The organism is Sphingomonas albertensis, from assembly GCF_014358075.1.
In the GTDB taxonomy this organism is placed as follows: Bacteria; Pseudomonadota; Alphaproteobacteria; order Sphingomonadales; family Sphingomonadaceae; genus Sphingomonas; species Sphingomonas albertensis.
Map to the genome: position 1 here is coordinate 1 of NZ_JACONT010000013.1, position 18,712 is coordinate 18,712.

Consider the following 18,712-nt stretch of genomic DNA (forward strand, 5'->3'; position numbering starts at 1 on the left):
CTCGGGTTCTGAACCTCCCCCGGCAGGGGGAGGTGGCTGGCGCTTGCCAGACGGAGGGGGCGGAACGGACAACCTCGGTTCCGTGTCCTCCCCCTCCGTCACCTTTGGTGACACCCCCCCTTGCAGGGGAGGATCGAGAGGTCGCCTCAGTAGTGGATCGCGCGGCCATAGGCGGCGAGGACGCTCTCGTGCATCATCTCGCTGAGCGTCGGATGCGCGAACACCGTTTCCATCAGCTCGGCCTCGGTCGTCTCGAGCTGGCGCGCGACGACATAGCCCTGGATCAGCTCGGTGACTTCCGCGCCGACCATGTGTGCGCCAAGCAACTCGCCGGTCTTCGCGTCGAACACGGTCTTGACGAAGCCTTCCGCCTCGCCGAGCGCGATCGCCTTGCCGTTGCCGATGAAGGGGAACTTGCCGACCTTCAGCTCGTATCCGGCTTCCTTCGCCTTCGCCTCGGTCATGCCGACGCTCGCGACCTGTGGGCGCGAATAGGTGCAGCCCGGGATGTTGGCCTTGTCCATCTGGTGCGGCGAACCGCCGGCGATCTTCTCGACCGCGATGATACCCTCGTGGCTGGCCTTGTGCGCCAACCACGGCGCGCCGGTGACGTCGCCGATCGCCCAGATGCCGTCGACGTTGGTGCGGCCATAGCCGTCGGTCTTGATATGCCCGCGGTCGGTCTCGACGCCGAGCGCCTCCAGCCCGATATTCTCGGTGTTGGGGACGATGCCGATCGCGATGATCGCGTGGCTGAAGGTCTCTTCCGAAACCTTGCCGTCCTTCATCTTGATCTTGGCCGTCACGCCGTTCGCCGACGGGGTCAGCCCTTCGAGACCGGTCTGGGTCAGCAGCTTGATGCCCTGCTTGCTGAGCGCCTTGTCCATGAACGCGGAGACTTCCTCGTCCTCGACGGGAAGGATGCGCGGGAGCATCTCGACGATCGTCACGTCTGCGCCCATGTCGTTGTAGAAGCTGGCGAACTCGACGCCGATCGCGCCTGAGCCGATGACCAGCAGCTTGGTCGGCATCTCGGTCGGCACCATCGCGTGGCGATAGGTCCAGATCCGCTCGCCGTCGGCCTTGGCGAACGGCAGGTCGCGCGCGCGGGCGCCGGTCGCGACGATGATGTTCTTGGCTTCGAGCTCGACGGTCTTGTCGCCCTGCTTGACCGAAAGCTTGCCCCCATTCTTCCCGGCGCCGGTGACCGTGCCGACGCCTTCGACGACGGTCACCTTGTTCTTCTTCATCAGGCCCTTCACGCCCGCATTCAGCTGGCCCGCGACCTTGCGCGACCGGTCGACGACCTTGGCGAGGTCGAAGCCGACATTGTCCGCCTTAAGGCCATAGCTCTCGGCGTTCTGCATGTAGTGATAGATTTCGGACGTACGGAGCAGGGCCTTGGTCGGAATGCAGCCCCAGTTGAGGCAGATGCCGCCCAGCCGCTCGCGCTCGACGATCGCGACCTTCAGGCCGAGTTGCGACGCACGGATCGCGGCGACGTAACCGCCGGGGCCGGAACCGAGGATGACGAGGTCGAAAGTATCAGCCACGTGAAAGTCCTTCAGAAAATCAGTTGGTTTCGGGCGGCACGGGCCGCGGTTTGCGGTCGTCGCCGACCGCCACGAAGATGAAGCGCGCCTGGGTCACCTTGCAGCTGTCGTTGCTGTGCCGCGCGCGACGCCATGCCTCGACTTCGATCGTCATCGAAGTGCGACCGACCGCGATCAGGTCTGCGTAGACCGAAACCTCGTCACCGACGACGACCGGCATGTGGAACTTCATCGCATCAGCCGCGATCGTGACAGCACGGCCGCCGCTACGGCGCGACGCTACCGAGCCGGCCGCGAGATCCATTTGGCCCATCAGCCAGCCGCCGAAGATGTCGCCGTAAGGGTTGGCGTCGGCGGGCATTGCGGTGACGCGGATCGTCGGGGCCTTGTTGGGGGGCAGGTCGGTCACGCTTCACTCCTGCGGGTCGTTTGGTCGAGACGGCGGGCTCGGCGCAATGGCCCCACGCCCATCAATACGGTCGCGACCATCGCCGCCGCACCGCACGCCCAGATCACGTCCTGTCCGAGCGGATAGGACCATGCCGCCGCCCAGGTTATCGCGACGGCGACGACGAGGCCTGCAAGGATGTGCAGGATCTCGATGGTCGTCTTATTCATGTCGAACACCCCCCTAAACCGTTCGTGCCGAGCGCAGTCGAGGTACATGGGTCTCATGCCCCTCGACTTCGCTCTGGGCGAACGGGGTAGGGGAGGCGGTCGTCACGATCTTACGCCAGCATGCCCAGCGGGTTCTCGACGAGATGCTTGAACGCCTTCATGAACTGCGCGCCGTCGGCCCCGTCGATCGCGCGGTGATCGAAGCTGCCGGTCGCCGACATCACGGTCGCCACGGTCAGTTCGTCGCCGACGACGTACGGACGCTTCTCGCCCGCGCCGACCGCGAGGATCATCGCCTGGGGTGGGTTGATGACTGCATCGAACTGCGTGATGCCGAACATGCCCATGTTGCTGATCGAGGCGGTGCCGCCCTGATATTCCTCGGGCTTCAGCTTGCCGTCGCGGGCGCGGGCGGCGAGATCCTTCATCTGCGTCGAGATCGACGACAGCGAGGCGGTATCCGCGCCGACGATGATCGGCGTGATCAGACCCGACGGCGTGCTCACCGCGACGGAGATGTCGGCACGCTGGAAGGTGATCAACTGGTCGGGCGTGAACATCACGTTGCAGGTCGGCACCTGCATAAGCGCGACGGCCTGCGCCTTGATCAGCAGGTCGTTGACCGACAGCTTCACGCCGCGCGATTCGAGGCTCTTGTTCAGCTCGCCACGCAGCTTGAGCAGCGCGTCGAGGCGGATGTTCACCGTCAGGTAGATGTGCGGAACGGTCTGCTTCGACTCGGTCAGGCGACGCGCGATCGTCTTGCGCACGTTGCTGAGCTTGGTCGCCTCGTGCGGGATATCCGGCACGGCCGCCGGCTTGGCGGCAGGTGCCGGAGCAGCGGAGGCGGTCGGCGCAGCAGCTTCGGTCTTTGCAGCGGCAGACGCCGCACCCGGCTTCGCGCTCTCGACGTCGGCCTTGACGATGCGGCCCTTCGGCCCCGAACCCGACACGGCGCCGAGATCGATACCCTTGTCGGCAGCAAGGCGACGCGCGAGCGGGCTGGCCTTCACGCGGTCACCGCTGGCGGCGGGCTTTGCCGCACCGGCGTCGTCCGGACGGCCATGATCCTCGGCCGAAGCTTCGGTGCGCTCGACCGGCTTGGCCTCGTTACCGGTGTCGTTGGGATCTTTCGGGTCGGGCTTGGCTTCCGATTCCTTGGCGGCGGGCTCCGGCGTCTCGCTCTTCGCAGGTGTCGAAGAAACGGAGGACGCATCCTCGCCCTCTTCGGCGATGATCGCGATGACCGTGCCTACCTTCACGTTGTCGGTACCCTCGGCGACGAGGATCTTGACCACGGTGCCTTCGTCGACGGCTTCGAATTCCATCGTTGCCTTGTCGGTCTCGATCTCGGCCATCAGATCGCCGGATTTCACGACGTCGCCTTCCTTGATCAACCATTTGGCGAGGGTACCCTCCTCCATGGTCGGGGACAGGGCAGGCATCTTGATCTCGATCGACATGGATTTCCCCAGGGCGTGACGTAACGGCATGCCTACTCGCGCCCTCGTCCGCTCGGGTCAACCCCGTCGGCGCAACTCCGCGGTCTTGCGTCGTGCACGGCTTCGGGCCACCTACGTCGCATAACGGGGGCCAAAATGCGTATTTATCTGGTGGTTATCGACGACAGTCCCGAAGCCGGCATCGCCTTGCGCTTCGCCGCGCGGCGTGCCGTGAAGACCGGCGGCGGCGTCGAGATCCTGACGGTGATCCCGCCGCAGGAGTTCATCGCGTTCGGCGGCGTCCAGGCGACCATCGAGGAAGAGGCGCATCTCCACGCCGAGGGCCTGGTTGCAGGCGCGGCCGGAACATTGCTGGAGGAATCCGGCCTGCGGCCGTCGATCACGGTGCGCGAAGGCGAGGGGCCGAAGATCATCCGCGAAATGATCGAGGCGAATCCCGAGATCGCGGCGCTGGTGTTGGGTGCCGCGGCGACCGGCGCGCCGGGCGAATTGATCGCGCACTTCACCGGTGCGGACGCGGGCGCGCTGCCCGTGCCGGTGATGATCATCCCGGGGTCGCTGACCCGCGAGGCGATCGACCGGTTGAGCTGAGCCCCGTCACCGCCTGCGTCGGCCGGCTGCCTTGAGTGGGCTCGTCAGCCCGCCGCCTCAGCCGACCGCGACCGGCGCCTTGGTCGAGAGCAGCCTCTCGATACGCTCGATCCCGGTCCGGGTCAGCTGGACCGCGTCGAGGTCCCTGTCGATCTGTTCGATGAGAGACTTCGCCTGGAGCACGTGCAGCCAGCGCATCAGCGTGGCGCGTGACAGGCTGAGCTGCGCGACGAGTGATTCCACCGTCGCGATCCGGCTCTCGGCCTCTGCGACATAGACGATCAGCAAGCTGGCCCAGGCGTGATCCGCAAACAGGTCGGCCCCCAATATCGTATCGCGGGACCGCATGACGTCGAGCAGATCCTTAGCCCGACGCCACAGCCGATAGGGCACAGTATCGGCAGCGGCGAGGCTGGTAACCGCGGGCAGGGCGCGCGGCACGGTCGACAGCGTACCGAAGAGATATCCGTCGCTGCAACTGCCGATTCGCGAAACCTGGACTTCGAGCGTGATGACCGCACCGTCGCCGCCGATATACCGTTTTCGTATTCGCGCCGAACTCCCATTGGGTTGCAGTGCGGCGACCTGTGCAAGGTTGCGCGCAATGTCTCCCGGGTGGGTGATGGACATATACGACCGGCCGACCAGCTGCTTTTGTGTGCGCTGCAATGTCGTGGCGACGGATTCGTCGATCGTCTGGATAACCCCTGCAGCGGTCGAAATCGAATGCCCCAATATCATCTCGGCTCCCTGTAACCTCGACGGCGCTTTTAGTGTTTTGCTTTATCTGTCTGAAACATAGATTATAACCATTAAGCGAACTTATATTGAGCTGTGTGCCGAGTTACGGTTCGGGAAGCGCAGCGGACGCAGTGCGATTGCTGCATTTCCCGGCTTGAGCCGCGCCGCCGATACGGGCACGATTGGCCATGCCCTTATTCGCAGTCCCGCTGCTTCTCGCAGCCGTCGCCCCGATTTCTTCTCCGCCCGCCCGTCTGCCCGCGCCATCCGCGACCCGGCTCAAGGCCGACGTCACCGCGATGGTCGGCTTCGGCACGCGCCACACGGCGTCGACTACCACCGATCCCAAGCGCGGCATCGGCGCCGCGCGGACCTGGGCGGCGCAGCGTTTTACCGAGATCGGCGCGACCTGCGGCGGCTGCATCACGGTCGAGCGGATCGCGCGGACCTTCACCGGGCCGCGTGCACCGACCGGGGTCGTTGTCGAGGACGTACTCGGCATCCAAAAGGGCCGCGACCCGAACCGCGTGGTGATCGTCGGCGCGCATATCGACAGCCGGGTGACCGACGTGATGAACGTCACGTCCGACGCGCCGGGCGCGAACGACAACGCGTCGGGCGTTGCGCTGGTGCTGGAGGCGGCGCGATTGCTGTCCCAACGCCAGTTCGATGCGACGATCGTCTACGCGGTGTTCTCGGGCGAGGAACAGGGCCTGTGGGGCGCCGAACTGCTCGCCGATACCGCCAAGGCGCGCGGCTGGAAGGTGTCGGCGATGCTCAACAACGACATCGTCGGCAACACGGTCGGGCAGGGCGGCGTACGCGTCGCCGACCGGGTCCGCGTGTTCTCGGAAGGCATCCGCGCCTCCGAGGATCTGGTCGCGCAGCAGGGCCGCCGGGCCGAGGGCGGCGAGGACGATGGCCCCAGCCGCGCGCTGGCCAAGGCGATCGACGGGATCGCCGGCACCGTTCCCGGCGGGCTCGACGTGATGCTCGATCGTCGACCGGACCGGTTCGGCCGTGGTGGCGATCATGAGCCCTTCCTCAAACTGGGCTATCCCGCCGTGCGCTTCTCGGTCGCCGCCGAGAATTGGGACCGCCAGCACCAGGACCTCCGTACCGAGAACGGCGTCGTCTACGGCGACACCATCGAGGGCATGGATTTCCCGTATCTTGCGAAAGTCACTGCGATCAACGTCGCCACCCTCGCACGTATTGCCGGTGCACCCGCTGCGCCGGACGAGGTGACGATTGCCGGTGCCTTGTCGCGCGACACGACGGTCAAGTGGACCGCTGTACCCGGCGCGGCGGGATACCGGGTCCGCTGGCGCCGCAACGACGCGCAGGACTGGGCGGAGACGCGCGACGTGACGGGGACGCAAACGCTGCTCGTGCAGGTGCCGGTGGACGACAATTTCGTCGGCGTCTCGGCGCTGTCGGCGAATGGCGCAGAAAGCCTGGTGAGTTTCGGGGGACGGGAGCGGCGGCGGTAAAACCGCTCCATGGGGAACCGTCCGCTTGATCCATAGAAAGGCGAGGTCAGGCGGCGGCCGATGCTTTCCAACGGCGATTGACGAGGGCCCGTGCGTCCGTGACCGACATCGGGCGCCCGAAATAATAGCCTTGAGCCATGGTGCAGCCGAACTCCTGGACCATCTTATGCTCCGCGGCCGTTTCCACGCCTTCCGCCGTCGTCGCCATGTCGAGACTTTCGGCAAGCGCAATCACTGCGCGGACGATCGCGACGGCTTCACGAACGCCCTTGGCCGCGTCGTGGATGAAACTGCGATCGATCTTGATCGACGAGAACCGCGTACGGCTGAGATAGCCGAGCGAGGAATAGCCGGTGCCGAAATCGTCGAGGCTCAGATGCACGCCGAGACCGAGTAGCCGGTCCAATACTCGGGTCACGCCGAGCCCTTCGTGAAGGAACACGCTTTCGGTCACTTCCAGCTCGAGGCGTTCGGGAGAAAGTCCGGCGTTCGACAGTGCCGATGCGATCGTGGTGAGGAACCCGGGATTCTGGAGTTGGTTTGCCGATACATTGACGGCGATGCGGATATCCGACGGCCATTTCGCGGCCTCGGCGCAGGCGGTGCGCAATACCCAGTCACCGATCGGCGCGATCAGTCGTGCGTCCTCGGCGAGCGGGATGAACTTGCTGGGCGGAATCGTACCGAATTCCGGACTTTTCCACCGCAGTAGCGCTTCGAAACCCCTGAGTTGTCCCGCTTCTGCATCGACGACAGGCTGATATTCGAGGTGCATTTCGCCGTTTTCGACCGCGGTTCGCAGCGCCAGTTCTAGCACGCGGCGTTCTTCTGCCTGTACGTGCAATTCGGGCTCGTAGGTCCGAAACACGCCACGGCCCGCATCCTTGGCGCGGTACAGCGCAAGGTCCGCAGAGCGCACCAGCATTTCCGCGGTACGCCCGTCCCGAGGGCCGATCGCCAGGCCGATGCTCGCGCCGATAAACAGCGTGTGGGCGTCGATCTCGTACGGCAGCGACAGCGACTCGATGATACGCTGCGCAAGTCGTTCGATCGCGACGGTGTCGCTGGCGTCCCGAACGACAACGGCAAATTCGTCGCCGCCCAACCGGCCGCATAGATACGCCTCGCCCATCAACTGATCGAGGCGCTCGGAGACCCGGCCGAGCAGGCGGTCACCGATCGGGTGGCCAAGCGTATCGTTGACCGCCTTGAAACGGTCGAGATCGAGCATCATGAACGCGTAACGTCCGCCGGACCGATCGGCCTCGGCGATCGTCTTCACCAGCGTTTCGTTGACCATCAGACGGTTGGGTAGTCCGGTGAGCGTATCGAACCGCGCCATGCGATTTATCCGGTCGGCCGAGGCGCGTTGTTCGGTTACGTCGGAGGCCACACCAAGAAAACCGACAAATTCGCCGAGATCGCCGAACCGGGGCGAGGCCGCGAGTTCCCACCAGCGGTCCTCCCCGTCGATCTGCACCGGCAAGCGCAGATCCCGGAAGCTCTCGCGCGCCTTCAGCTTTTCGGCGAGCGTGCGCAGCCCCGCGGCGAAATTGCCCGTCTCCCAGGTCGGTCCCGCCAGGACCTGGAGGAACGGCATGCCCTCGATCCCCGCCGGATCGAGCCGGCAGGCATAGGCGAACCGCGCCGAGGCCCGGACGATCCGACGCGCGGTATCGGTTTCCCACAGCCAGTCGGCATCCGTCTCCTCGAATTCGCGGAGCAGCAGGCTGACGGTCTCGTTGCGTTCGCCGAGCGCGATCTCGCCGGCGCGGATCAGCACCAGCGTCCGCGCACGGCTGACGCAGATGATCATCAGCATCGCGGTGAAGGCGAATATCCCCACCGCCGCCGCGACCGTCCCCGCCATCGCAAGCTGGATGACCATCGCGGCGCCGAGATACCCGAGGAACACCAGCGTCGCGAGCACCAGCGGCGCCATCGCGAACGCCGCCGCCGTCATCAGCACCGCGAGCGTTATCCCCAGCCCGGCGGTCGTCCCCGACGGCGCATGCGTGCAGAACAGCACCGGTACCGCGGACCAGGCCAAGGCGAGCGCCAGTCCGTCCCATCCGGTGTTGCGCACGTCGCGGACGCTCGCATAGCTGTCGCCGCGGTGGTGGGTCGCCAGACGACGAAATGCGACGGTGAGGGCAATGGCGACGATCGCCGCGAACCACGTCGCGATCTCCCAGAATGGCGAGAGGCCGTCGAGCAACGCCGCGGTCGTCAGCGCCGCGAGGAGATTGGCCGTGAGCAGGAACAATGCCATCCTTCGGCCTGCGAACAACTGTGCGGCGCGAATTCGGCTCCATTCGGCCGGGTCCGCGCCATCGCGCAAGCCCAGCAACGTAGGAATATCGACCGTCGTCCGGCTCGATAGAAAAGGCGATCTGGTACTCACGACGTCAGTTTTAAGACACGTTGGTTAGCAGAACGTTCGCATAGCACCGAAATGGATGCAATCGCTCGGCAGATTGAGGCTAAGTTACGGCTCGGTCGGTCTTTCTCGGCTGAAGTTTATTTACAGGACGGCGATGTTACGCCGCGATGTCATACGGCTTGATGTCGCCGCTGAGATATAGGTTGCGCGCCTTCGCCCGGCTGAGTTTGCCCGACGAGGTGCGCGGCAGGGTGCGCGGCGGGATCAGTTCGATCAGGCAGTTCATGCCCGTCACCGATCGCACGCGCTCGCGAATCTCGTCGCGCAGGCGCAGGCGCTCGGCTTCGTCCGAGCTGCGGCACTGGACCAGCACCGCAGGGGTTTCCTCGCCGCCGGGCGTCGTGATCGCGAACGCGGCGATGTCGCCGGCCTTGAAGCCGGGAAGCTGCTCGACCGCCCACTCGATATCCTGCGGCCAGTGGTTCTTGCCGTTGACGATGATCATGTCCTTGGCGCGGCCGACGATGTAGATGTAGCCATCCGACATATAGCCCATGTCGCCGGTATCGAGCCAACCGCCCGACATGCACGCCTCGGTCGCCGCGTCGTCGCGGAAATAGCCGACCATCACCGACTTGCCCTTGCACCAGACCTTGCCGATCGCGCGCTCGGGGAGGGGGGTACCGTCCTCTTCGCGGATCTCGATCTGCATGTCGCGGACCGGCTTGCCGCAGTTGACGATCGCACGGTAGCGCTGAGGACGGTCCCCACCACGCGAGCCGCCCGAAAGCTGCGTTTCCTCGACCAGTTCGACCCGGATGCCTTCGCCCGGCGGCATCAGCGAGACCGCGAGCGTCGCTTCGGCGAGGCCGTAGCTCGGCAGGAATGCGCTCGCCTTGAAGCCCGCATCGGCGAATGCGTCGACGAACGACTGCATCACGTCGGGACGGATCATGTCGGCACCGTTGCCCGCAACCCGCCAGCGCGACAGGTCGAAGCGGTCGCTCGCCTTGGTCTGCGACGACATGCGGCGCGCGCAGATATCGTAGCCGAAGGTCGGCGAATAGCTAAGCGTCGTGCCGGTGTTCCGGCTGATCAGGTCGAGCCAGGCGAGCGGACGGCGCGCGAAATCCTCGGTCTTGAGATAATCGGTCGAGACCTGGTTGGCGATCGGCGACAGGAAGCAGCCGACCAGCCCCATGTCGTGATACCAGGGCAGCCACGAAACGCAGCGATCGGTATCGCAGACTTCCATGCCATGGCTGTGTGCCGCGAGATTGTTCAGCAGCGCCGCGTGCGTGATGACGACGCCGTGCGGGAAGCGCGTCGAGCCGCTCGAATACTGCAGATAGGCGATGTCGTCCGGCTTCGCCTCGGGCAGCGTTGCGACGGGCGCGTCCTGCGCGGCGAACTCGGACCAGTCGATGCCGATGGTGCCCGACAGCCGCGCCGCTTCTCCCGCCATCTGCGCGAGTTCGGGCGGGAAGATCAACATCTTCGGGTCGCAGCTGGCCAGCTGGACGCGGAGTTGTTCGATGTACGAATCGCGGCCGCCGAACGAGGTCGGCAGGGGCAGCGGCACGGGCCATGCGCCGGCATAGACGACGCCGAAGAACAGCGCGGCGAATTCGGGGCCGGTCTCCGCGACCAGCGCGATGCGGTCGGCGGGGGCAACGCCGGCGGCGATCAGGCGGTCGGCCATCGCGCGGGCGTCCGTGCGGAGCTGCGAATAGGGGTAGGGCTGCGACAGCGTGCCGCGCGCGTCGTGGAAGTTCAGGCCGCGGTTGCCGCTCGCGGCGTAGTCGAGCGCTTCACCCAGCGTGCCGAAATCGGCGAAACGGCGCGGCAGGGCGTCCTCGGTCGGCGTCGCGACGATCGTCGCCGCGGTCTGGCCGTCCTTCTGAAGCGTCTCTGTCGTCATCGCAGTTCCTGTCTTTGGCGTCTTGCCCGGCATGGCGGCTGAACGCAGCACACCTATTTCTAGTCTAGCCGTTCAACTTCGGGTGTCAGTGTGGCACAATGATGGCGTGTCCAACGATGACGACCCCGATCGCGCGACAGGGCGCCCCAAAAGCCGTGGAAAGTCGGGCGCGCCAGGGTTTGGACCAGGGTTTGGAAGCGCACGCGCGGGTACCGGTGGACGTGGGCGTACTACCGAACGTGCTCCGCCCAAACCGCTAGACGCCGCAGCGCTCGAGCGGATGGCGCTGCGCTATGTCGAGCGGTTCGCGACGACGCGGGGGCGGCTGACCGATTATCTGATGCGCAAGATCCGCGAGCGCGGTTGGGACGGGGGCGCCGCCGCGGCACTGGCCGAGCCCGCTGAACTGGCGCAGCGGATGGCCGATCTCGGCTATGTCGACGACCGGGCCTTTGCCGAACAGCGGGCTGCTGCGATGCAGCGACGCGGGCTTGGTGCGCGTCGCGTCGCGGGGGCGTTTCGCGAGGCGGGTATCGACGAGGGGGATGCGGAGTCGGTGGCGCCGGCGATCGCCGATCGCGCCGTCGAATCGGCGCTCGCCTTTGCGCGGCGCAAGCGAATCGGGCCTTACGGGAATGGCGACGGCGACCGGAAGCTTCACGAAAAACAGCTCGCGGCGATGATGCGGGCGGGTCACCGGTTCGATCTCGCGCGCAAAATTGTTGCTGCGCCGCCGTCCGACGCGCCCGAATCGATGGATTTCGACTGAGGATCGCATCGGGTTCGTTGCGGTTGCGACGAAGCGTGCTAGCAAGGGGCTCAGGGGTGTAACAATGCGTAACGACACGCAGCAGGATGCGAACATGACGGCGCAGGCCGTATCGGCGATGATCGGAGTCCCGGGATCGGTTTCGCAACCTGTCCTGGAGGCGGCGGAGGAATCGGTTTCGGCTGGTGCCGTGGCTACCATCGACGAGGGTGGGGTCGATGGGCGCGCGGTCGATGGGCGCGCGGTCGAGGGGCGTGCGGTCGACGTTCGCGCGATCGGCGGCGTGATCAAATGGTTCGACGTCACCCGCGGGTTCGGGTTTGCGGTCGCGGACGACGCGGCCGTGGGCGATATCCTCGTGCATTTCTCCGTCCTGCAACCGCATGGTCGTCGGAGCCTGCCCGAGGGCGCGCGGGTCGAGACCTTGGCGGTGCAGCGCGGTCGCGGATTCCAGGCGCGTGAGATCGTCTCGATCGATATGACCAACGCGGTCGAGGAAACGGTTCGTCCTCCCACCTCGCCCGATCGGATCGATCCGGTCGCGATGATCGACGCCGCCGGGCCGTATGAAGCGGCGGCGGTCAAATGGTTCAACCGTTTGAAGGGCTATGGTTTCCTGGTACGGGGCGCCGATGGCAGCGACATCTTCGTCCACATGGAAACGCTGCGCCGCGCAGGGATCGAATCGGTCGAACCCGATCAACCGCTGCGCGTGCGCGTCGTCGCCGGGCGCAAGGGGCCGCTGGCCGTTGCGGTCGAAGAGGATCTGGGATGAGTTTTGTTGCCAAGGCCGTGTTGGCGGGGGTGCTGGCGCTGGGCGTCGGCGCCGGGGGTGTCGCGTACATGAACAGCGACACTGATACCGAGGTGGCCAAGGATGGCACGCTCGCGCTGACGATCAAGAGCACGAACGGAACGCATGCGTTCATCGTCGAGCGCGCAAAGACGCAGGACGAGCAGGCGCGCGGGCTGATGTTTCGCACCGACCTGAAGCCTGACGGCGGCATGCTGTTCTGGCCGTACCCGCCGACGGGTGGCGCACCGGTCGCGGCGAGCTTCTGGATGAAGAACACGCCGAGCTCGCTGGATATCCTGTATATTCGCGCGGACGGCACGATCGCGCGGATCGCGGAGAATACGGTGCCGTTCTCGGAAACGCCGATTCCTTCAGGCGAGCCGGTCGGTGCGGTGCTGGAACTGATGGGCGGCAGGGCTGCGGAACTGGGGATCGCCGAGGGTGATCTCGTGACGTGGGACAAGGGCGCGAAATAGCCGCACGAACCGTTCGATCGATTACACCACCCCGGCGAAAGCCGGGGCCTAATTGGAAAGGTCGCTGTAACAGCGGACAGCCCTTCGTTAGCGACGTTCCCCAATTGGGCCCCGGCCTTCGCCGGGGTGGGACATGTGGCTAGCCGACGTCTCCAGCCAAGTGTTTTCCCGCGAAGACGGGGACCCAGACTGGGCTCCCGCCTTCGCGGGAGAACGAGGGCGGGCGCTTGCAGGCAGGGCGGGGCCCCAGTCTCTACGGCGCACCTTCACGATCCTCCCCCGCAAGGGGGAGGTGGCAGGCTTCAGCCTGACGGAGGGGGAGGTAGGCGATACCTCGGTTCCGTGTCCGCCCCCTCCGTCGCCTGCGGCGCCACCTCCCCCTTGCGGGGGAGGATCTTCCAAGACGTTACACGCGCGCCTTCCCATCATCATGGTTGAAGCCCGCCCCCACTCGGGTTAAGCGCGGCGCATGGGCTTTCTCGCATCGACATTCACGTGGTGGAACGGCGCCACCCTCGGCACCAAATTCGGCCTGCGCAGCATGGCGAAGATGGGGGAAGACGCGCTCGGCAACGTCTATTACCAGGGTGGCAAGGACACCGCGGGCAACCCGCGCCGCTGGGTGATCTACCAGGGCGCGACCGACGCCAGCCGGGTGCCGCCCGCGTGGTTCAGCTGGCTGCATCACCAGGTCGACGACGTGCCCGATCGCGCGCTGCCGCCGGTCCGCACCTGGCAGAAGCCGGCGGTGCCGAACATGACCGGTACCGCGCTCGCCTATCGTCCCGCCGGTGCGCTCGAAAAGGGTGGCAAGCGCGCCACCGCGACGGGTGACTACGAAGCCTGGACGCCCGAAGGGTGATCATGCGCTGGCTCGCCGCGGCCGTGTTGGTCGTGGCGTTGGCGGTGGGCGGCTGGTTCGGATACCGCGCGCTCACCACGCCTGCGACTCCGGTTGCCGCGGTCCAGCAGGACCTGCCGGGCGCGGACGATCCGGGCAATTCGTCGATCGAGACGATCGAGACCGGTGCCGCGGCGATCGCCAATGGCGGCACGCCGATGGCGCAGCGCGTCGCGGTGCTGGGCCTGCTCAACAAGCGTAACGGCGAGACCCGCGAGGTGACGCTGAAACCCGGCCAGGCGACGCGGATGGGCGATGTCGTGCTGCGGCTGCGCGCGTGCGAACAGACCGCGCCATGGGAGCAGGAGCAGCTGACCGGTGCGTTCGTCCAGGTGCTGGTGCGCGGCGTCGACACGCGTTGGCGGCGGACGTTCTCGGGCTGGCTCTACAATGAACGCCCCGCGCTGAACGCGGTGCAGCATCCGGTCTACGACGTCTGGACCAAGAGCTGCGCGATGACTTTCCCGGCGACCGGCCCCGATACCGCACCGCCCGCCGAAGCCTTGCCCGCCAAGCGATCGAGCGCGCGGAAATCGCCGGCTGCCGAGGCTGCCCCGGCGGCGGACGACGGCTTGAGCGCACCGTCGAGCGCGGCGCCCAGCAACGCGACGTAATCCGCCCGGTCGATCTCGATCGCGCCGAGCGAGGCGAGGTGGGAGGTCTGGAACTGGCAATCGAGCAGCGTGAACCCGCCGGCGCGCAGCCGTGCGACGAGGTGCGCGAGCGCGACCTTCGACGCGTCGGTGGCGCGGCTGACCATGCTCTCGCCGAAGAACGCGCGGCCGAGCGACAGGCCGTAGAGCCCGCCGACCAGCTTGCCGCCGTCCCAGCATTCGACCGAGTGCGCGAACCCCATCGCGTGGAGGGTCTGGAAGACGCGCTCGATACCGTCGTTGATCCACGTCTCCGGGCGGCCCTCGACGCTCTCGGCGCACAGCTGCACGACGCGCTCGAACGCAGTGTCGACGGTGACCTGGAAGCGGTCGGCGGCGATCGTCTTCCGTAGCGAGCGCGAGAGCTGGAAACCGTCGAGCGGGAGGACGGCGCGGCGGCGTGGCTCGACCCAGTAGACGCTGGCGGCGTCGCGGCTGTCCGCCATCGGGAATACGCCGACCGAATAGGCGCCGAGGACGAGCTGCGGGTCTAAAACGTCGCTCATGCAGCGAGTCTGTGTTCGATCCGGCGCCAAAGATCCGCAAAGGCCTGCGCGGCGACCGACTTCGGTGCGAACACGCCGACCGGGGCACGCTTGACCGCCATCGATTCGATTCCGCTCGCCATCGGGATGACCGGCCAGTCGGGATGGCGTGCGAGTGCGTCGGCATGCAGCGCGCGGCGCTTGTCGACCATGACGTGGACGGGGAGCAGCGGCGTGCGACCGCCGAGATGCTGGACGACCGCGTCGTACGCGCGGGTCGAGAGCGGGGAGGGTATGACGGGTATGACGATCAGGTCGGCGGCGCGCATCACCTGGTCCGCGGTCTCGGTCAGCCCCGGCGGGCAGTCGAGGATCACGCGGTCATAGGCCTTCAGGTCGGCGAGCAGCTTGGCGAGCCGCTTCTTCTTGTCGAGATCGTGGAACAGCTGGTCGAGCCCGCGCAACGACGCGTCGGCGGCGATCAGGTCGAGGTGGCGGTACGCGGTCGGCCGCGCCTGCTTGGTGACGGCGATGTCCTTCGAGAACATCGCCTGCGCCTGGTCGACCCTATTCGCGCCACCGAGCACCCAGGTCGAGGCGGCCTGCGGGTCGAGGTCCCAGAGCAGGGTGCGGCGGGCGGACAGGGTTGCGGCGCACCACGCCAGGTTCACCGAAAGCGTCGTCTTCCCGACGCCGCCCTTGAGGCTGTAGATCGCGACTGTTGCCATGCCGCTACGGTGCCGGTCCGCGGCGGCGAGGGCAAGAGCGTGCGACACAAAGAAAAACGGCCGGCGAATGATCCGCCGGCCGCCAGGGCTATCGATATAGCGCCCAAAGCCGGCGCCCAAAGCAGGCGCCTAGATCACGCGTGGCAGATCTGGGCCGACTTGCCCGGTGCGGTCAACGTCACCTTGGCGTCGTCACCGGTCATCGACCAGCCGCCCTCGGCAGTCATCGGCGCACCAGCGACGTCCGACTTCAGCGTGGTTGCGGTTCCGTCCTTCTTGGTACGGACCCGAGCCTGCTTGTCGCCCTGGAAGAACGTCACGTAGAGCAGGCTGTTGTCCTTGCAGCGCAGCGTGACCTCGGACTTGATCGCGGGCGGCAGCTCGACAGGCGCGGCGTTGGCCAGCGTGTTCGCCATCGGATCGGGATTGGTATCCACCACCTCGGGCGCGGCGGGCTGGGAGTTGCAGGCGGCCAGCGCAAGCAGCGCGGCAACGGCGGAGATGGGGAGGATCTTCATAACGGAATCTCGCTTCGCGCATGCAGCATGGAGCGTCAAGGTTTATGGCCCTTTCCCACCAAGGCCAGCGACGAACGCGCGACGAACGGGTGCGTACCGGTGACGAACCGGAGGGGTATCACGACCGCGGACACCAATTCACGCGATAGAATCAGGCCGATGGAATCCGCCCGGGGAATCAGGCCGGGCCATCCGGTTCGGCGATGCCGTTCTGTGCCGCCACCCGGTCTTCAAGCAGGGCCAGCGGAGTCGCGATATGCGCCGCGATCAGCGTATCGCCGACCGCCTCCATCATGGCTAAAGCTTCCCGCAACAGGGCCAAGGTATCCAGATAAGTTTCCACGGCGACTACCCCCTGCAGGCAAAGACCGCTTCGCATAGCCGAAAGCGGCGAGACCAAGTCGCGCGAGTTAACATAGGTTAGACTCCGTTCCACGCTGTTTTATTACAGCGCGACTGGTAGATTGGCGCGTCGGCGATGTCATTACGGCAAATGGACGTGGTGAAGATCGAACGAAACCGATCGGGTCCTGGGGGCGGGGCGGGGGTATCCAGGCTGGCGCGGCGACGCGTTTAACGGCGCAAACTTTCCCTCGCTTGCTCCGGGCGGGTCGCGGCGCCACATATCGACGATGCAAACGACACCCGACACGCTCGCCCTCATCGGCAATACTCCCCTGGTCCGGCTGAAGGGACCCAGCGACGCCACCGGCTGCGATATCTTCGGCAAGTGCGAATACGCCAACCCCGGTGCGTCGGTGAAGGATCGCGCCGCGCTGTTCATCGTCGAGGACGCCGAGCAGCGCGGGTTGCTCCAGCCCGGCGGCACGATCGTCGAGGGGACCGCGGGCAATACCGGGATCGGCCTCGCGCTGGTCGCCAACGCGAAGGGCTACAAGACGATCATCGTCATGCCCGAGACGCAGAGCCGCGAGAAGATGGACACGTTGCGCGCGCTTGGTGCCGAACTGGTACTGGTCCCCGCCGCCGCCTTCTCCTCGCCCTGCCATTTCGTCCATACCTCGCGGCGGATCGCCGAGGAGACGCCGGGCGCGATCTGGGCGAACCAGTTCGACAACACCGCCAATCGCCGCGCGCACATCGTCGGTACGGCCGAAGAGATCTGGGCGCAGATGGAGGGCCGCGTCGATGGGTTCACCTGCGCGGCCGGGACCGGCGGGACGATCGCCGGAGTCGGCCTTGGGTTGAAGGCGAAGGACGAAAGCGTCTGCATCGCGCTCACCGATCCGCACGGCGCGGCGCTGTATAACTATTATGCGCACGGCGAACTGAAGTCCGAGGGATCGTCGGTCGCCGAGGGGATTGGGCAGGGGCGTATCACCGCCAATCTCGAGGGCGCGCCGATCGACACGCAGTTCCGGATTTCCGACCAGGAGGGCTATGCCTGGGTCCGCCGCCTGCTCGACGAGGAAGGGCTGTGCCTCGGTCTCTCGTCGGGCATCAACGTCGCCGGCGCGGTGGCGCTGGCACGGCATCTGGGGCCGGGGAGGCGGATCGCGACCATCCTGTGCGACACCGGATTCCGCTATCTTTCGACACTGTATGACCCGACGTGGCGCGAGGCGAAGGGCCTCGCTTGAGCGTCCAGCCCGGCGGAAAACCGCCCCGGCATCGACAGGCGGGCGATGGTCGGGTATCGGAACGCGGTAAGATGAAGGTACCACACGAACCCTCGCAGACCATGCAGCGCATCAAGGTCGGGATGATCGGCCTGGCGGCGGTCGTGCTGCTGATCGGACTGGCGAGCGCGATCATCGGTTCTACGAATCGCGAACGACCGGTCGCCACCGCGGGTACCGCGCAGGCGGACGTAGTAGCGAACATGGTCGTTTCGAACAGCGTCGCGGTGGCCGGCTCGGGCGAACCGCTCGCGGAGATGGGTGTGGCACCGAGCGCAAACGTGCAGGCTCCCGCACAGTAGCCGCAGTACCTCGCTCCCCTCCCTGGAAGGGAGGGGCTGGGGGTGGGTTGGTTTCCGCATGGCCCGGCGTTGCGGCTCGATCAGGCCGACCCACCCCCGACCCCTCCCTTCCAGGGAGGGGAGAGCGTCGTCCCTTGATGTGTGGCGCGCTCTGGCTGTCGCCCTCCGAGGGACGAGCGCTCATGGTCGATTCTGACAGCGTCGTGGTGGCCGGTGCGGGCGAGCCGCTCGCGGAGATGGGCGTGGCACCGAGCGCAAACGTGCAGGCTGTCGCACAGTAAGTTGCCAGCATGATGCCGCAGTATCTCGGTCCCCTCCCTGAAAGGGAGGGGCTGGGGGTGGGTTGGTCCGCTTTGGTCACTGGCGGTCGATCATGCGGAAGCCGACCCACCCCCGACCCCGCCCTTCCAGGGAGGGGAGAGCGTTGTCCTTTGATGACGTGTGGCGCGCTCTGGCTGTCGCCGTCCGCGGGACGAGCGCTCGTGGTCGATTCTGACAGCGTCGCGATGGCTGGCTCGGGCGAGCCGCTCGCGGAGATGGGCGTGGCACCGAGCGCGAACGTGCAGGCTCCCGCACAGTAATCGCCGGCGTAGCGCCGCAGTATCTCGCTCCCCTCCCTGGAAGGGAGGGGCTGGGGGTGGGTTGGTCCGCTTTGGTCACTGGCGGTCGATCATGCGGAAG

General features: G+C 66.4%; 19 protein-coding genes and 1 pseudogene. 9 read left to right on the forward strand and 11 right to left on the reverse strand.

The features are described from left to right. Nucleotides 1–146: 146 nt before the first annotated feature. From lpdA to H8S47_RS07815, 4 genes are all read right to left on the reverse strand, one after another. Nucleotides 147–1,553 carry a dihydrolipoyl dehydrogenase gene (lpdA, locus tag H8S47_RS07800; RefSeq protein ID WP_187503338.1) on the reverse strand — a complete coding sequence of 469 codons (1,407 nt, stop codon included), beginning with the start codon at nucleotides 1,551–1,553 and terminating at the stop codon, nucleotides 147–149. A gap of 19 nt (nucleotides 1,554–1,572) precedes the next feature. Further along, a complete protein-coding gene (locus tag H8S47_RS07805; protein WP_093399601.1) occupies nucleotides 1,573–1,914 on the reverse strand; it encodes an acyl-CoA thioesterase in 342 nt (113 codons plus the stop codon). A gap of 44 nt (nucleotides 1,915–1,958) precedes the next feature. After that, the gene (locus H8S47_RS07810; RefSeq protein ID WP_187503339.1) at nucleotides 1,959–2,171 is read right to left on the reverse strand and encodes a hypothetical protein; all 213 of its coding nucleotides are present in this window, start codon (nucleotides 2,169–2,171) and stop codon (nucleotides 1,959–1,961) included. A 110-nt stretch (nucleotides 2,172–2,281) separates the two neighbouring features. Then, nucleotides 2,282–3,634, reverse strand: a complete 1,353-nt coding sequence (locus H8S47_RS07815) for a pyruvate dehydrogenase complex dihydrolipoamide acetyltransferase (RefSeq protein WP_187503340.1) — start codon at nucleotides 3,632–3,634, stop codon at nucleotides 2,282–2,284. 135 nt (nucleotides 3,635–3,769) lie between these two features. On the opposite strand from H8S47_RS07815, the gene H8S47_RS07820 reads away from it, so the two are divergent. Continuing rightward, on the forward strand, nucleotides 3,770–4,225 hold the full coding sequence (locus tag H8S47_RS07820) for a universal stress protein (RefSeq protein ID WP_128453443.1): 456 nt from the start codon (nucleotides 3,770–3,772) through the stop codon (nucleotides 4,223–4,225). A gap of 57 nt (nucleotides 4,226–4,282) precedes the next feature. On the opposite strand, the gene H8S47_RS07825 is transcribed toward H8S47_RS07820, so the two are convergent. Then, on the reverse strand, nucleotides 4,283–4,966 hold the full coding sequence (locus H8S47_RS07825; RefSeq protein WP_187503341.1) for a PAS domain-containing protein: 684 nt from the start codon (nucleotides 4,964–4,966) through the stop codon (nucleotides 4,283–4,285). A 188-nt stretch (nucleotides 4,967–5,154) separates the two neighbouring features. Between H8S47_RS07825 and H8S47_RS07830 the strand changes: the two genes are divergently transcribed. Beyond that, entirely contained in the window at nucleotides 5,155–6,459 is a 1,305-nt protein-coding gene (locus H8S47_RS07830; protein ID WP_187503342.1) for a M20/M25/M40 family metallo-hydrolase, read from the forward strand. A 46-nt stretch (nucleotides 6,460–6,505) separates the two neighbouring features. On the opposite strand, the gene H8S47_RS07835 is transcribed toward H8S47_RS07830, so the two are convergent. After that, nucleotides 6,506–8,731, reverse strand: coding sequence for a putative bifunctional diguanylate cyclase/phosphodiesterase (locus tag H8S47_RS07835; protein ID WP_187503343.1), 2,226 nt, complete (start codon nucleotides 8,729–8,731; stop codon nucleotides 6,506–6,508). Nucleotides 8,732–8,999: 268 nt separating this feature from the next. Continuing rightward, nucleotides 9,000–10,763, reverse strand: coding sequence for a fatty acyl-AMP ligase (locus H8S47_RS07840; protein ID WP_187503344.1), 1,764 nt, complete (start codon nucleotides 10,761–10,763; stop codon nucleotides 9,000–9,002). Nucleotides 10,764–11,043: 280 nt separating this feature from the next. Between H8S47_RS07840 and H8S47_RS07845 the strand changes: the two genes are divergently transcribed. The 5 genes and pseudogenes from H8S47_RS07845 to H8S47_RS18840 form a co-directional block, all read left to right on the forward strand. Continuing rightward, nucleotides 11,044–11,532 carry a regulatory protein RecX gene (locus H8S47_RS07845; protein ID WP_187503345.1) on the forward strand — a complete coding sequence of 163 codons (489 nt, stop codon included), beginning with the start codon at nucleotides 11,044–11,046 and terminating at the stop codon, nucleotides 11,530–11,532. A gap of 64 nt (nucleotides 11,533–11,596) precedes the next feature. Next, on the forward strand, nucleotides 11,597–12,307 hold the full coding sequence (locus H8S47_RS07850) for a cold-shock protein (protein WP_235982691.1): 711 nt from the start codon (nucleotides 11,597–11,599) through the stop codon (nucleotides 12,305–12,307). 68 nt (nucleotides 12,308–12,375) lie between these two features. Further along, on the forward strand, nucleotides 12,376–12,804 hold the full coding sequence (locus tag H8S47_RS07855) for a DUF192 domain-containing protein (protein ID WP_398457794.1): 429 nt from the start codon (nucleotides 12,376–12,378) through the stop codon (nucleotides 12,802–12,804). Nucleotides 12,805–13,273: 469 nt separating this feature from the next. After that, nucleotides 13,274–13,666 carry an NADH:ubiquinone oxidoreductase subunit NDUFA12 gene (locus H8S47_RS07860; protein ID WP_187503347.1) on the forward strand — a complete coding sequence of 131 codons (393 nt, stop codon included), beginning with the start codon at nucleotides 13,274–13,276 and terminating at the stop codon, nucleotides 13,664–13,666. Nucleotides 13,667–13,863: 197 nt separating this feature from the next. After that, nucleotides 13,864–14,097, forward strand: a pseudogene (locus H8S47_RS18840) (DUF2155 domain-containing protein); the annotation flags it as partial. Between the two features lie 35 nt (nucleotides 14,098–14,132). Here H8S47_RS18840 and aat read toward each other — a convergent pair. The 4 genes from aat to H8S47_RS07885 form a co-directional block, all read right to left on the reverse strand. Then, nucleotides 14,133–14,864: a leucyl/phenylalanyl-tRNA--protein transferase gene (gene aat / locus H8S47_RS18845; RefSeq protein ID WP_187503348.1), complete on the reverse strand. Its 732-nt coding sequence runs from the start codon at nucleotides 14,862–14,864 to the stop codon at nucleotides 14,133–14,135. Further along, complete coding sequence (locus H8S47_RS07875; protein WP_187503349.1) at nucleotides 14,861–15,571, reverse strand: ParA family protein; 711 nt, start codon at nucleotides 15,569–15,571, stop codon at nucleotides 14,861–14,863. The genes aat and H8S47_RS07875 overlap by 4 nt, the downstream gene beginning before the upstream one ends. Nucleotides 15,572–15,705: 134 nt before the next feature. Continuing rightward, entirely contained in the window at nucleotides 15,706–16,089 is a 384-nt protein-coding gene (locus H8S47_RS07880) for a hypothetical protein (RefSeq protein WP_187503350.1), read from the reverse strand. A gap of 178 nt (nucleotides 16,090–16,267) precedes the next feature. Beyond that, on the reverse strand, nucleotides 16,268–16,432 hold the full coding sequence (locus H8S47_RS07885) for a hypothetical protein (RefSeq protein ID WP_187503351.1): 165 nt from the start codon (nucleotides 16,430–16,432) through the stop codon (nucleotides 16,268–16,270). A gap of 289 nt (nucleotides 16,433–16,721) precedes the next feature. On the opposite strand from H8S47_RS07885, the gene H8S47_RS07890 reads away from it, so the two are divergent. Next, the gene (locus H8S47_RS07890) at nucleotides 16,722–17,690 is read left to right on the forward strand and encodes a cysteine synthase A (RefSeq protein ID WP_187503352.1); all 969 of its coding nucleotides are present in this window, start codon (nucleotides 16,722–16,724) and stop codon (nucleotides 17,688–17,690) included. Between the two features lie 71 nt (nucleotides 17,691–17,761). Continuing rightward, nucleotides 17,762–18,031, forward strand: coding sequence for a hypothetical protein (locus H8S47_RS07895; protein WP_235982692.1), 270 nt, complete (start codon nucleotides 17,762–17,764; stop codon nucleotides 18,029–18,031). The last annotated feature ends 681 nt before the right edge of the window (nucleotides 18,032–18,712 follow it).